This is a genomic window from Klebsiella sp. V115_8, from assembly GCF_029967715.1.
In the GTDB taxonomy this organism is placed as follows: domain Bacteria; phylum Pseudomonadota; class Gammaproteobacteria; order Enterobacterales; family Enterobacteriaceae; genus Klebsiella; species Klebsiella quasipneumoniae.
The window spans coordinates 307,507-320,983 of the sequence record NZ_JASCAR010000044.1 but is presented as its reverse complement, the minus strand read 5'-3'; the positions used below and the strand labels follow the sequence as shown (position 1 = coordinate 320,983).

Sequence of the window (13,477 nt, the reverse complement as noted above, 5' to 3'; positions counted from 1 at the left end):
GGCAACGCCGTCGGGATAGGGATGACAAGATGCACGGCTGGACTTCACGACAGCGCAATGCGGCGATCGCCAGTTTTTTAAGCTGGACGCTCGATGCTTTCGACTTTTTCCTGTTGGTTTTTTTACTGAGCGATATCGCCCACTCCTTTCACGTCGACCTCGAAGAGGTCACCCTGGCGATTCTGCTGACCCTGGCCGTGCGGCCCGTCGGCGCATTGATCTTCGGCAGGGCGGCGGAAAAGTTTGGCCGCAAACCGATTCTGATGCTCAATATCGTTTTCTTCTCCGCCTTTGAGCTGCTCTCCGCCGCGGCGCCGTCGTTGATGCTGTTTTTTCTGCTGCGGGTGCTGTACGGCGTGGCGATGGGCGGGATCTGGGGCGTGGCTTCGTCGCTGGCGATGGAGACGATCCCCGACCGCTCGCGCGGCCTGATGTCCGGTCTGTTCCAGGCGGGGTATCCCTTCGGCTATCTGCTGGCGGCGGTGGCCTACGGGCTGCTGTTTGCACAGCTCGGCTGGCGCGGGATGTTTGTCATTGGCGCCGCCCCGGTGCTGCTGTTGCCGTTTATCTATTTCTGCGTCGAGGAGTCCCCGGTCTGGCTGGCGGCCCGGCAGAGTAAAGCGAGCACGGCTCTGCTGCCGGTGCTGCGTAGCCACTGGAAGCTGTGCCTGTACCTGGTGGTGCTGATGGCGGCCTTTAACTTCTTCTCCCATGGGACGCAGGATCTCTACCCGGTATTTTTGAAAGTCCAGCACGGGTTTGCGCCGGAAACGGTCAGCATTATCGCGGTGTGCTACAACATCGCCTCAATCATCGGCGGGGTGTTCTTCGGCTCGCTGTCGGAGAAGATTGGCCGGCGCAAAGCGATTATGATCGCCGCTCTGCTGGCGCTGCCGGTGATCCCGCTGTGGGCTTTCGCCAGCGGCTCGCTGGCGCTGGGGGCCGGGGCGTTTCTGATGCAGTTTATGGTGCAGGGCGCCTGGGGGGTGATCCCGACCTGGCTCAACGAACTGGTCCCGGCCAATACCCGGGCGGTGCTGCCCGGTTTCGTCTATCAGCTGGGGAATCTGTTGGCCTCGGTGAATGCCACCCTGCAGGCCTCCATTGCGCAGCACCACGGGCATAACTACGGCCTGGCGATGGCCCTGGTGGCCGGGACGGTGGCGATCGTCATTACCATTCTCACCTTCTTTGGCCGCGAGGGCCGGGTGGCGCAACCTGCCGGAGCGGCGAGTCACCAGCCGCTCTCCACCAGCCGTTAAGGGCTGACGCCGGGCGTAATCAGGCGCCCGGCAGACACGCTAACCGCGCAGGCGAACCGTCGCCGCCTGGCGTTTTTCCAGCGAGCAGATGCCAATCCCCAGCATAATGAACAGCGCGCTGAACAGGTGCCAGGCATGGGGCTGGGTATGCAGGAAGAGGATGCTTAACACGCCACCCGAGAGGGGGATGATGTGGGTGTAAATCTCCCCCCGCGTGGCGCCGATGGTGGCGATCCCTTTATTCCAGAACAGATAGGCCAGCCATGACGGAAAAATCACCAGATAAGCCAGCCCGCTGAGGAAAAACGGCTCGCGCCAGGCATCCCAGTCCTGCGCCGGGTGGCGCATCAGCCAGAAGGCGACGATCGGCAGCAGGAGCAGGGCGCCGAGCAGCGAGCTGACGGCGACAAAGCAATTCGCCGGGATCCGGCGGTCCTTCAGACGTAACAGCGAACAATAGAGCGCCCAGCTCAGCGCCGACCCCATCGCCCACAGATCGCCGACGGAAAAGGTATGCAGCGAGGCGGCATGCAGCGGGTTGCCCTGGAATAAGAGGATCATCACGCCGAGGGTGCTGAAGACCACCCCCAGCCAGTTGCGGGCCGATACCGGGTCGCGAAAAATCAGCCGGTTAATCAGCAGCACCATGCTCGGCGTGGCGGACATATAGATGGCGGCGTTGAGGGCGGAGGTGGTTTGCAGACCGATATAGAGCGTGAGCGGGAAACTGACCTGACCGCAGAGGGTGAGCACCAGCACCGCCGGGGCGTTTTCCCGCAGCAGATGACGACTGCCGGCAATCTGTCGGCGGTAGAGCAGGCCCAGCAGCAGCGCCGTTAACGCCCACCGCGCTTCGGTCATCAGGATCGGATCCACGCCCTGAACCAGCACGTGACCGACAACGTAATTCCCACCCCAGAACAGGGCGGCCAGCGTCAGTAACAGATAGGGCATCGTGATTCCTTGTGTCGTTTGTCACTGTACTGAATGGTAACGTTATTATTTTTATAATATCAACACTATTTTAGTGGCTTTTGTTCTGTTTAGTTAAAGTCTTTAATAAACAGCGCATTAACAATGTGGTTGAAATTTACGTTGCCGCATTGTGAGCGGTACTATACCGTATAGTCGCCATGCATTTCACAGGGATAAATTCATGCGTAATACCGACAATGGGGTCATTGGTAGTGACCAAACCGCGGTGATGGCCAGGCTGGCGCTGGATGAGTTAATTGACCAGCTTCTGCACAGCAACGCGCTGTCGCTGAAGCTGACGGCCAATCCACTGGTCGCTGACAGAGCCTGGCATCTGACGGAGAATACCTGCATCCGCGCCTTCTCCGCTGACGATCCGCAGGCCAAAAAGCGCGCGCACCATGCGCTGTTCATCCTTTATCAGTCCTGGCTTGCCGACCCGCTCTCGCCGGCGGCTGCCAATCAGTTTCATCCGCTGCTCTCCGGGATCCGAAATTACATTGAGTCTGAGTGGCTGCGGGCGGAAAGCAAACGTTTCCACCGCCAGAGGCCGGTGCTCAATGCCGGCAATATCGTCGACGAACTGCGCGCCTTATGCCAGCAGCACCCGGCGTCTCATCATCCGCTGTTCGATTTCCTTGCCAGCGAGGCCTCCGCGGCGCAAATCGACTATTTCTTCAAAAGCGACAGCGCGCTGAATCTGCTTTTCTTCGATCTGGTGGCGATGGGGCTGGTGGGCTCGTTGCCGGAAACCCGCGCCGAGATTGCGCAAAATCTGTGGGATGAGATAGGCCAGGGCAGCACTGAGATCACCCACGTCAATCTGTATAAGGATTTACTGAAGCGGCGGAATATCGCCTTACCGGACAATCATTTTGCCCATCTTTATGAGTGGCAGGGGCTGGCCGGGTATAACGCCTTTATGCTCGGCGGCGTAAATCGTCAGCATTACTACAAATCGCTGGGGGTGATGGCGATGACCGAACTGCTCGACCCGCCGCAGTATGAAAAACTGGTGGCGGGCTGTCGGCGGATTGGGCTTAGCGATCGCGACGTGCATTACTATGCCGAACATATCACGGTCGATATCGGCCATGCGGACGGTTGGCTGAACAATGTGATTGTGCCGATTGGCAAAAAACATCCGGCGGCGATGGAGGAGGTCTACTTTGGCGCCGCGCTGCGCCTGCAAACCTGCAACGATTACTATGATGGTCTGCTGGCGGCGCTGCAGTCGCTGGACGGCAGCATGAGCTCACAGCGTACCGCCTTCTGAGTAGATCAGCGCTTTGGCCGCGCTCCAGGCGGTCGTCCCCGGCGGGATCTCCCGGCATTCGGCGGACTCGGCCTGCTGGGCGGCGATGGCGCCATCGATGAGCATCACCATCATCATGGCGACCCGTTCGGCAGGCTCTGGTTTTAATACCCGAGTCAGAATATCGCGGAAGAACTGCCACAGGCGCGATTTGAACCGGGAGCACTGCTCCCGGATCGCCGGCGATGACGCGCCATATTCGAACAGCGCGCGGGTAAACATGCAGCCGTGGAACGTTTCGCAGGTCAACCAGCACTGATAGTAGTCGAACACGGCGAACAGCTTCTCCCGCGCGGTGGCTTTATCCGCGGTGATCTGCGTCAGATCCTGCATAAACTCGCTCTCTTTCTGCCGGAGGATAGCCAGAATGAGCGCCTCTTTATCGGCATAGTAGCGGTAGAAGGTCATTTTGGAGATGCCGGCATGCTCAGCAATCCGCTCGATGCTGGGCGACTGATATCCTTCGCGATTAAACAGCGCGCTGGCGTGGCGGAGAATGTCCGCTTGTTTTGGCTTCATGCGTTTTCCTGTCGAATGGTTCGCTGTCATGACTGCCGGTGACCCGGTCGTCCTGCGACAGCGGTGCATTATGCCGGATCTTGCCGCCAGGCGGGCAAAAAGTAAATCAGCCGCGCCTCGCGCGGCGCCGGTATTGGTGTATAAGGTGACAAGGATGAAGAAGAACATTGCCTTTTTTGACTTCGTTGGCACGATAACCCACGAAGATACGTTTACCCCTTTCATTTATCAGTCCCTCGATGCGAAAGCCATTCGTCGGGGCAAACTGCGGCTGTTGCCCTATATTCTGGCCTGGAAAATGGGCTGGCTTTCAGCCTCTGCCATCCGGCAAAAAGTGTTTCATTATGCTTTTGCCGGGAAATCGCAACCTGAGATCCTGCAGCGTGGGAACGATCATAGCCTGGCGTTTATTCCCCGTACGCTGCGGGAGAACGCGATGCAGCGTATAGCCTGGCATCAGGCGCGAGGGGACACCGTGGTGGTGGTCTCAGCCTCGCTGGATGTCTACCTTCGTCCGTGGTGCCAGCAGCATAATCTTGAGCTACTGTGCAGCGAAGTGGAATTTCAAAACGGGGCAGCGACCGGAAAGTATCAGGGTGGAGACTGCAGCGGCCTGGCCAAAAAGGCGCGTATCCTGGCGAACTACGCCCTGACCGATTACGAAGCGATCTTCGCTTACGGCGATACGCCGGAAGATTTCGCCATGCTGGCGCTGGCCACCACTCAAATCTATCGCTGGGAGGAGGCACCGCCATGCGGCTAGCGGCGTCAGGCTGCGCAGGTTAAGATGGCGCGCTATTGCCCCTCTCACCAGGAAGAAGAGAAGAGATGTTGCTACCCCTGACCACGCCCCGGCTGCTGCTGCGCCGGTTCAGAACGGAAGATCTGCCGTCTTTCAGCCGCTATCGCAACCTGCCGGAAGTGGCCCGCTTTCAGAGCTGGAGCCATTACGGTATGGCAGAGGCGACTGCCTTCTATGAACAACAGCGTTCCCTGGCCTTTGCTGAGGATGAGAGTTGGTTCCAGCTTGCCGTAGAGATCCAGGCCAACGGTGCGCTGGCGGGAGATGTGGGGATCCACTTTTTCGATCAGGGCAGACAGGCCGAGCTGGGGATGACCTTTTCCCCGGCGTATCAGCATCAGGGGTATGCCCGGGAAGCCATACAGGCGGTGATAGCCTTACTCTTTGAACCGTTGGCCCATCACCGGCTGATCGCGGTGGTAGACACCCGCAATACCGCCGCGATCAAACTCCTGGAAGGGCTGGGCTTTCGTCGCGAGGCGCATTACCGGCAGAATATCTTTTTTAAAGGCCAGTGGGGCGATGAGTATCTGTACGCGCTGCTGCGCAGCGAATATCAGTGAAGTGACGGCCTGGCCGTCACTTCTGCCAGGGTTGCCGGTTAGGTATGCTGGCGGATAAAGCGCGCGCGCCACGGTTTTAGCACCCACAGCGCGAGGGCGGCGGTGACAAAATCCAGGCCAATGGCGCAGCTGAAAACCACATGCCAGCCGTGGGTGTACTGATAGAGCAACGCCGCCAGCGGGCCGCCGAAGATTGACCCGATGCCCTGAGAAATATACAGCCAGCCATAGTTGCTGGCGGCATGTTCGCTGCCGAAGGTATCGGTGAGCGTCGACGGGAAGAGGGAGAAGATTTCCCCCCAGCCAAAGAACACCACCCCGGAAAGCAGGACAAACAGCAGCGGATCTTCCCGGCACGCCAGCCAGAGCGTCATCGCCACCCCCTCCAGCGCAAAGGCGATAAACATGGTTTGCTCGCGGCCGAAGCGGTCGGAAATAAAACCAAACAGCGGCCGGGTTAAACCGTTGGTGAAGCGGTCTATCGTTAACGCCAGCGGCAGCGCCGCCATGCCAAACACCACCGCCTGGCTAATGCCGAAGTCCTCGGCGAACACCGCCATCTGCGAAGTGACCATCAGCCCGGAAGTCGACATCATCGCCATCATGGCAAACATCAGCCAGAACAGCGGTTGGCGCAGCATTTCCCGGGAGGTAAACGATCTGCTGCTCTGCGCCACCGTCTGGCTGACGGGCAAAGAGACAGCAGGCGGCGGCAGCTTCAGTCCCTGACTGGCGAGGAAGCCGACGAGCGCGAAGAGGACCCCGAAGGTCGTCATCGTGTGTTCAAGGCCGTTGGTGGTCAGCGACAGGGAGATGGGGAAGGTGGTTAGGATGGCCCCCATCCCGTAGCCCGCCGCCACCGCGCCGGCGGCGAACCCCCGCTGCCGCGGAAACCATTTGACCATCAGGCCGACAACGCCGATGTAGACGATCCCGGTTCCAAGGCCGCCCATGCAGCCATAAACCAGCCACAGCGTCGCCAGGCCATTTACCTGTGCGGAAAGCACCCAGCTCATTCCCGCCATCACCGTGCCGATAGCGATTAGCCGCCGTGGGCCAAATTTCTCCACTAACCGCCCCTGAAAGGGCGAAAAGAAGGTCTGGAGGATGATCAGCAGCGAGAAGGTGACCTGCAGCTCGGGCAGACCGACGCCCAGCTTTGCGGCCAGGGGTTTCGTCAGCAGCGTCCAGACATATTGCGGACTGGAGATGGCGGCCATACAGATCAGGCCCAGCACCAGCTGGCGCCATTTGCCATATTTCGGGGTAACCAACGGTTCGCTGAGTGTCGTCATATTGTTCTCCGTTTTCAGTTAACAGGTTTCCGTGAAACGCATCCGCCCCGGAGGCTTCACGGAGAGAAGAAGGCGTTGGCGTCGCGACCGCAGGTGGCTATGGGTTGTCGCCTCCTGGCCTGAGATCTTGTCAACATCGCTGTATACAACCGCAGAGCATTAAACGTGCCAGTTAAAATAGTTATTTATATACAAACAGTTAACATGGAAGTGTGGGAGGGGATGGGATTCAGTATGGTGAACAGGCGGCACTGAGTCGGTGCAAATGGGTCATCGCTGTGCGCTTCACTTATTGATTGGCTCAAGGCCGATGGTAGGTCCAATGGAAAAAGAGGCATGGCATTCAGGCGGGGGACAGGCACCCACCTGTTTATCCTCTTCCTGATCGCTGATTATATTCACGCTATAGATACAGGAGGCGCTAACCTGGTCGGTGCGAACGGCTTTAAATCGCATGCTGATGAAGTTGAAGATAAACCCTGCTTAAACATGACGCAGAAATAAGTGAAAAATAAGTTACAGTTAACAATTTATTAAATTCACATTGGAATTATTTTAATGGTTATTTTCTCAATGCGCTGATTTATAAGTTTAAATATAATGACAGCCTGGATTTTCATCAAATAGTGATAACGGAGAATATCATTGATAATACCAATATCATGATCTATGGTAGCGTTCACTTAATAGTAAATTGAATGAGGTGGGAAATGCATAATTATATTGCCAAAGGTATTGCGCTGGCTGTAGCCATCGCTGCCTCAGGAACGGTGCAGGCTATTGATAAAAAGAATCCTGATCCTTATTTTTCAGGGGTCAAGATTTTTGCCCTAAAGGAGGCCGCCGGAAGTGAATGGGATAGCGTGACCGGCGAGGCGAAGTATCTGGTGACCTATAAAGTTACGCTTGATAACTTCTCTGATAAAAGCATTGAACCTGGCAAAGATAACAAAATGTGCTTCTTTTTGTATGATAAAAATGGCAAGTCATTTATGAGCACGGGTATTGAAATGGAGATGCTGAAAAAATACAAACCCATTGAAAGCCGAACAGGTAACGTGTTCTTCAGCAGCGCCGATCCTGAAATACTGAATATACCTTTTGTCCGTCTCGCTTTCGGTAAAGACTGCTTAACAAAATAACCACCATCCCGAGCGTGGATGATCTGCCTTATATGACGTTAGCGTAACACCAGGCGTCCGTCAGGTGTTACGAGATGAACATAACATCTGGATGATGAGGGGCGTGCGCGGCAGACATCAACTGTGTCAAGCACTACGCTCATCTGAAGTAGGTCACTCGTATTTCATTTTACGGGGGAGGTGCGTCTGCCGGGAGGGGGATACACTGGCCAGTTATTGGACAATCTTTACGCGTCTTTTTTTGCGTCGCTATCCGTGACGCTCCTGATGATTTTTCTCAGTTGGCAAATGCCAAAACTCATCGCTAATTTATTATGGTGCTTCGCTTTGCTTACGGTGCCTGTAAAAAGAGAGTGCCCGACAAAATGGCTATCCTGATAAAAAACAGTATCAGCGTGTAACTCGCCAGAAATCACCAGCACTGCTATTAGCAAAAGGAGAGAGGTTTTCATCATTCGTTTCTTTTCAGCTTAACACTGTCTCTGGTTATCCGGGCATTATGAACACCGTTCAGCAATGGTAGTGACCGACCGATGTATATCCGGGGCATGCGGCGCATAATAAAATTCTACCGAAGTCTGCCTGCCGTTGAAGTTACTGATTTCCACCCACGCGACAGTCGTTTTTTCAGTATTCATCAGGTTGTATTTATCGATGTTTTCAGGAAGAGTGTCATCATATTCCAGCGATAAATTCGCTTTAGAAGCGGCATAATGAAGGCAATCGATCACCTGATGTTTTCCCTGATTAACGTAATAGGTTTCTTCTTCCGGGTGTATGCCCACATCCCCCAGATCCACACAACCACTTAACAGAAAAAGGGTGGGCAACATCAGCAATATTTTCATGGAACCTCTCTGTGTTAAATAACATCGGCGTGATTTTAACTTGTATTTAACAGGCCAAGCATTCTGAGTTAACGAATGGTGAATTTATTCCACCCCTCTACTTAACGTGGCGCAATATTATCACTGTGCGTTAAAACGCACAAGCTTGCGATTTAGCGTTAGTATGTATTCAACATTTAAATGCTTTACCGTCAGGCGGGTAAAACAGGCGGTAAAAATATGATCCCCGCCTGGCGACGGGACAGGGGAGAAGCGCCTGCGACATCCCCCCATGTCGAAGCGGCGTAATGGCAAACATTTACCCCGCGCCATGATAATCAGCTACAGGATTCATCCCCCATGACCCCCGGCCGGTTGTTGTCCAGAACGCGGTGGGCTTTCCCTTTGCACCAAAGCCATGCAATGCCCCACTTTTACTCCCCATTTTTGGGAGGCGATGCGCCGGTTGGCGGTAAATCACTGAAAGCACGGCTGTCTGGCTCCTGGCATGGCGCTTGCAAGACCATCAGCAGAAAGCAGCGCAACAGACAATTTAGATCACACAATAGCTGGCTAGGGTTCCGGTTCACCGCGGTGAACGTCTGGTCCGAGAGCTGGCGACCTCGGCGAGGTTACACGGCGGGATAAAAGCCCGGGAGACAGCAGCACCGTTGGGTGTCGCGCTGCTCCGTTTCTCGTGCTAACCAGAGGTCCACCATGAAAACATCGCCGCTCCTCCGCTCACTTGTCCTGTCACTGACGCTATTGACCAGCGTCCCGTCCTTTGCCGCCGTCAAGAAAGAGTTCAACGTCTGCTGGACCATCTACGCCGGCTGGATGCCCTGGGGCGCCATCAGCAATGAAAAGATCATCGATAAATGGGCCAGCAAGTACGGCATCAAAATCAATATTGTTCAGCTCAACGATTACATCGAATCCATCAATCAGTACACCGCCGGACAGTTTGACGGCTGCACGATGACGAATATGGACGCCCTGACCATTCCGGCGGCCGGCGGCGTCGACAGCACGGCGCTGATCACCGGCAGCTACTCCGATGGTAACGACGGGGTGGTTCTGAAAGGGGCGGATAAAAAGCTCAGCGACCTGAAAGGGATGTCGGTGTATCTCCCGGAGCTGTCGGTCTCCCACTATCTGCTGGTGCGCGGCCTGGAAAAAGCCGGGCTGCAGGAAAAAGACGTCAAAGTGGTCAATACCTCGGATGCGGATATCGTCTCGGCTTTTGGCACCAGCGGCGTGCGGGCGGCGGTGGCCTGGAATCCGCAGCTTTCGGTTATCAAAAAGACGCCGCAAACCACGGAAGTCTTTAGCTCTTCGCAGGTTCCCGGCGAGCTGATCGACATGATGGTGGTCAATACCCAGACCCTGAAAGATAACCCGGCGCTGGGCAAAGCCCTGACCGGCGCGTGGTTTGAAATGATGGCCAAAATGAAGGCCGGCGATACCCAGGCGCTGAGCGCTATGGCCGCCGACTCCGGTACCGATCTCGCCGGCTACCAGGCGCAGCTCAAAACCACTCATCTTTTCTGGACGCCTGCCGACACCCTGGCGTTTATCGCCTCGCCGGATCTGGCGAAAACCATGCAGCGTGTGGCGCAGTTCTCCTTCGATAAAGGTCTGCTGGGCGAGGGGGCGCAGAGCGCGGACTTTATCGGAATGACCTTCCCGGGCAATGTCACGCTCGGCGATGCCGCCAACCGCAAACTGCGCTTTGACGACAGCTACCTGAAGCTGGCCGCCGCGGGCCAGCTGTAATGATTGCCGCCGGGAGACCACGCCATGCGCCACATTAACCGATATCCCCAAAAGGGGATGCGCCTGACGCTGATGCTGCTGCCGTTTGTGCTGCTGATCGCCGCCTGGTTTATGGGATCGGCGGTGCGGCTGGAAGCCAATCCGCAGGACAAGTTGCTGCCAGGCCTGTCGCAGATGGCGGCGGCCATCGATCGGATGGCGTTCACCCCGGATAAACGCAGCGGCGAGTATCTGCTGTGGGCCGACACGCTGATCAGCCTGAGCCGTCTGCTGACGGGCCTGGCCGTCTCGTCGCTCATCGGCCTCGGCATCGGTATCGCCGCCGGCGTCTTCCCGATGTACCGCGCGGCGCTGTCGCCGCTGATGACGGTGGTGTCAATGATCCCGCCGCTGGCAATCCTGCCGGTGCTGTTTATCGTCTTTGGCCTGGATGAGCTGTCGAAAGTGATGCTGATCGTCATCGGCATTACGCCGATGCTGGCGCGCGACCTGGAGCAGCGGGCGCGGGAGATCCCGGCGGAGCTGTTTATAAAGGCGCAGACCCTGGGGGCCAATAGCTGGACGGTGGTGCTGCGGGTGGTGCTTCCTCAGCTGCTGTCGCGGCTGATCGCTTCTCTGCGCCTGCTGTTGGGATCGGCATGGCTGTTCCTGATCTCCGCCGAGGCCATCTCCGCCACCGCCGGGCTGGGGTATCGCATCTTCCTGGTGCGGCGCTATATGGCGATGGACGTGATTATTCCGTATGTCATCTGGATCACGCTGCTGGCATGGCTGATGGATCTGGCGCTGCGTCAGCTGCACAAAGCCTGTTTCCCGTGGGCGGAAGGAGGCCGGGGATGAGTTTTATCGACATCAAAAACATCTGGCAGGAGTACGGCGACCACGTGGTGCTGGAGCGCATTAATCTGCAGGTGAAAGAGGGCGAGTTTTGCTCAATGGTCGGCGCGTCCGGCTGCGGTAAATCGACCTTTCTGCGTCTGCTGCTCGGTCAGGAGCAACCGACCCGCGGCGCCATCCTGCTCGACGGCCAGCCGCTGGCGGCGGAGCCGGACCGCAGTCGCGGCGTGGTTTTCCAGCGCTATTCGGTGTTTCCGCATCTCAACGTGCTGGATAACGTCGCCATCGGCCTGGAGCTGCCGGCGTCCCCGCTGCTGGGGCGCCTGTTTGGCGGCAGAAAGCGCGAGGCCCGGCAACAGGCCCAGCGAATGCTGGAGAAAGTGGGCCTGGGACACGCCCTGGATAAATACCCGGCGCAGCTCTCGGGCGGGATGCAGCAGCGGCTGGCCATTGCCCAGGCGTTCGTGATGCAGCCGAGGGTGCTGCTGCTGGACGAGCCCTTCGGCGCGCTGGATCCCGGCATTCGCAAGGATATGCATGCGCTGCTGCTCCAGCTGTGGAGCGAAACGCGCATGACGGTGTTTATGGTCACCCACGACCTGGCCGAAGGCTTCAACCTGGGCACGAGGCTGCTGGTGTTCGACAAAGTGCGCATCGACCCGCAGGCGCCCAACGCCTGGGGAGCGCGTATTACCTACGACATCCCGCTCAATGAAGCGCGGATGGCGCAACTGGCCGCCGGTAGCGACACCAACGTTTACGCATTAAGGAGATAAATTGATGACTGAACTGTTTCACTCCACCCCCAGCCTGCGCGAAGAGCGGCTTCCCGGCGGGGCGCACACCTCGCTGATTTTGCGCAAAGGGCAGATCCTGCGCATGACCGATCTCGACGGCGGGGCAAACGTCAGCATGATGATGCTCAATCCCCATGAGAAAAGTGAGCGGCTCAACCTGCCGGATACCCTCAAAGGACAGCATACCGCGCGCCTGAGCGCCGGGCACTGTTTCTACTCCGATATGGGCCGGGTGCTGGCCGGGATCGTCGCCGACAGCTGCGGCTGGCACGATCCGTTCGGCGGGGTCCTCAACGCCGGGGAGACGCACGACAAATATGGCGCCGGACGCTACCAGGAATTACGCAATGGCTTCTACCGCAACGGCGTCGATAACCTGCTGGTGGAGATGGGGAAATGGGATCTCGGTCTGGAAGATCTGCTGATGGTGGTCAACTTCTTCAGCAAAGTGACCGTCGATGACGAGGGGCGCTTTCACTTTGTCTCCGGCAACAGCCGCGCCGGGGACTATGTGGAACTGTATGCCCCGATGGACGTCCTGCTGGTCCTCACTGCGCTACCGCATCCTCAGGATCCGGCCACAGAGTATGCCCCCCGTCCGGTACAGCTGAGCTGGTATCAGGCCGACGATGAAGACGCGGCCACTCAGGCGCTCCTGACCCGCGATGAGAACCTGCGCGCGTTCCGCAATACCCAATTTTTTGCCCTGTAAGGAGGCGTTTATGACCCTTATCACCAGTCACCGACGTCCGGAAGAGGCCGTCTATCGCCATGTGATCCCCGCCGGGGAGCCGTGGCTGTTCGAGGTTAAACAAGGGCAAACCCTGCGTCTGCTCGATCTCGAAGGCAACCAGGCGATTGATACCCTGTTTTACAACGCCGACAACCCGCGCGAGCGCTACGATGCGCAGCGCACGCTGCGCCGCCAGGGTAACGCCTACCTCACCGCCGGCAGCGTGCTCTATTCCAACCTTGGCCGTCCGCTGATGACCATCGTGGCCGATACCTGCGGGCGGCACGATACCCTCGGCGGCGCCTGCGCCCAGGAGAGTAACACCGTCCGCTACGCCCTCGACAAGCGCTACATGCACAGCTGCCGGGATAATTTCCTCTGCGCCTGTCTGCATGATGGTCGTCTGCATAAGCGCGATATTGGCGCCAACATTAACTTCTTTATGAACGTGCCGGTGACGCCGGAGGGCGGTCTGACGTTTGCGGATGGCATCTCGGCGGCGGGAAAATACGTGGAACTGCGCGCGGAGTGTAACGCCATGGTGTTGATCTCCAACTGCCCGCAGCTCAACAATCCCTGCAATGGCTGGAACCCGACCCCCGCCGAGGTGCTGGTATGGAACTGACCCGCTGGC

Annotated in this window: 14 protein-coding genes, 1 pseudogene and 1 riboswitch; of the genes and pseudogenes, 10 read left to right on the top strand and 5 right to left on the bottom strand. The window is 57.5% G+C overall.

Going from position 1 to position 13,477, the window contains the following annotated elements:
- Positions 1 to 29: 29 nt before the first annotated feature.
- Positions 30 to 1,262: an MFS transporter gene (locus tag QLG03_RS23005; RefSeq protein ID WP_049014070.1), complete on the top strand. Its 1,233-nt coding sequence runs from the start codon at positions 30 to 32 to the stop codon at positions 1,260 to 1,262.
- Positions 1,263 to 1,301: 39 nt separating this feature from the next.
- Here QLG03_RS23005 and QLG03_RS23000 read toward each other — a convergent pair whose 3' ends face one another.
- Positions 1,302 to 2,216: a DMT family transporter gene (locus QLG03_RS23000; protein ID WP_255987603.1), complete on the bottom strand. Its 915-nt coding sequence runs from the start codon at positions 2,214 to 2,216 to the stop codon at positions 1,302 to 1,304.
- 202 nt (positions 2,217 to 2,418) lie between these two features.
- Here QLG03_RS23000 and QLG03_RS22995 point away from each other — a divergent pair.
- Positions 2,419 to 3,517: pseudogene (locus tag QLG03_RS22995) on the top strand (iron-containing redox enzyme family protein).
- On the opposite strand, the gene QLG03_RS22990 reads toward QLG03_RS22995, so the two are convergent.
- On the bottom strand, positions 3,493 to 4,071 hold the full coding sequence (locus tag QLG03_RS22990; protein ID WP_023289743.1) for a TetR/AcrR family transcriptional regulator: 579 nt from the start codon (positions 4,069 to 4,071) through the stop codon (positions 3,493 to 3,495). The pseudogene QLG03_RS22995 and the gene QLG03_RS22990 overlap by 25 nt on opposite strands.
- A 154-nt stretch (positions 4,072 to 4,225) precedes the next feature.
- Between QLG03_RS22990 and QLG03_RS22985 the strand changes: the two genes are divergently transcribed.
- The gene (locus QLG03_RS22985) at positions 4,226 to 4,834 is read left to right on the top strand and encodes an HAD-IB family phosphatase (RefSeq protein WP_282473669.1); all 609 of its coding nucleotides are present in this window, start codon (positions 4,226 to 4,228) and stop codon (positions 4,832 to 4,834) included.
- 65 nt (positions 4,835 to 4,899) lie between these two features.
- Positions 4,900 to 5,436, top strand: a complete 537-nt coding sequence (locus tag QLG03_RS22980) for a GNAT family protein (RefSeq protein WP_032452908.1) — start codon at positions 4,900 to 4,902, stop codon at positions 5,434 to 5,436.
- Positions 5,437 to 5,474: 38 nt separating this feature from the next.
- On the opposite strand, the gene oxlT is transcribed toward QLG03_RS22980, so the two are convergent.
- Positions 5,475 to 6,731 (bottom strand): oxalate/formate MFS antiporter, encoded by a 1,257-nt coding sequence (gene oxlT / locus QLG03_RS22975; protein ID WP_048335737.1) that lies wholly within the window; start codon positions 6,729 to 6,731, stop codon positions 5,475 to 5,477.
- A 710-nt stretch (positions 6,732 to 7,441) separates the two neighbouring features.
- Between oxlT and QLG03_RS22970 the strand changes: the two genes are divergently transcribed.
- Positions 7,442 to 7,873: a DUF4354 family protein gene (locus tag QLG03_RS22970; protein WP_032452906.1), complete on the top strand. Its 432-nt coding sequence runs from the start codon at positions 7,442 to 7,444 to the stop codon at positions 7,871 to 7,873.
- Positions 7,874 to 8,100: 227 nt separating this feature from the next.
- Here QLG03_RS22970 and QLG03_RS22965 read toward each other — a convergent pair whose 3' ends face one another.
- Both QLG03_RS22965 and QLG03_RS22960 read right to left on the bottom strand, forming a co-directional pair.
- Positions 8,101 to 8,325: a hypothetical protein gene (locus QLG03_RS22965; protein ID WP_032428852.1), complete on the bottom strand. Its 225-nt coding sequence runs from the start codon at positions 8,323 to 8,325 to the stop codon at positions 8,101 to 8,103.
- A 45-nt stretch (positions 8,326 to 8,370) separates the two neighbouring features.
- The gene (locus QLG03_RS22960; protein ID WP_049014075.1) at positions 8,371 to 8,721 is read right to left on the bottom strand and encodes a hypothetical protein; all 351 of its coding nucleotides are present in this window, start codon (positions 8,719 to 8,721) and stop codon (positions 8,371 to 8,373) included.
- A 541-nt stretch (positions 8,722 to 9,262) separates the two neighbouring features.
- Positions 9,263 to 9,361, top strand: a riboswitch (guanidine-I (ykkC/yxkD leader).
- 56 nt (positions 9,362 to 9,417) lie between these two features.
- On the opposite strand from QLG03_RS22960, the gene QLG03_RS22955 reads away from it, so the two are divergent.
- Genes QLG03_RS22955 through QLG03_RS22935 form a run of 5 tightly spaced genes read left to right on the top strand, consistent with a single transcriptional unit; the run spans position 9,418 to position 13,468 of the window.
- Complete coding sequence (locus tag QLG03_RS22955) at positions 9,418 to 10,476, top strand: putative urea ABC transporter substrate-binding protein (protein WP_178944535.1); 1,059 nt, start codon at positions 9,418 to 9,420, stop codon at positions 10,474 to 10,476.
- A gap of 24 nt (positions 10,477 to 10,500) precedes the next feature.
- The gene (locus QLG03_RS22950; RefSeq protein WP_023289736.1) at positions 10,501 to 11,316 is read left to right on the top strand and encodes an ABC transporter permease; all 816 of its coding nucleotides are present in this window, start codon (positions 10,501 to 10,503) and stop codon (positions 11,314 to 11,316) included.
- Complete coding sequence (locus QLG03_RS22945) at positions 11,313 to 12,089, top strand: ABC transporter ATP-binding protein (protein WP_044523302.1); 777 nt, start codon at positions 11,313 to 11,315, stop codon at positions 12,087 to 12,089. Before QLG03_RS22950 ends, QLG03_RS22945 begins: the two co-directional genes overlap by 4 nt.
- 4 nt (positions 12,090 to 12,093) lie before the next feature.
- Positions 12,094 to 12,822 (top strand): urea amidolyase associated protein UAAP1, encoded by a 729-nt coding sequence (locus QLG03_RS22940; RefSeq protein ID WP_255987598.1) that lies wholly within the window; start codon positions 12,094 to 12,096, stop codon positions 12,820 to 12,822.
- Positions 12,823 to 12,832: 10 nt separating this feature from the next.
- Positions 12,833 to 13,468, top strand: coding sequence for an urea amidolyase associated protein UAAP2 (locus QLG03_RS22935; protein ID WP_023289733.1), 636 nt, complete (start codon positions 12,833 to 12,835; stop codon positions 13,466 to 13,468).
- The last annotated feature ends 9 nt before the right edge of the window (positions 13,469 to 13,477 follow it).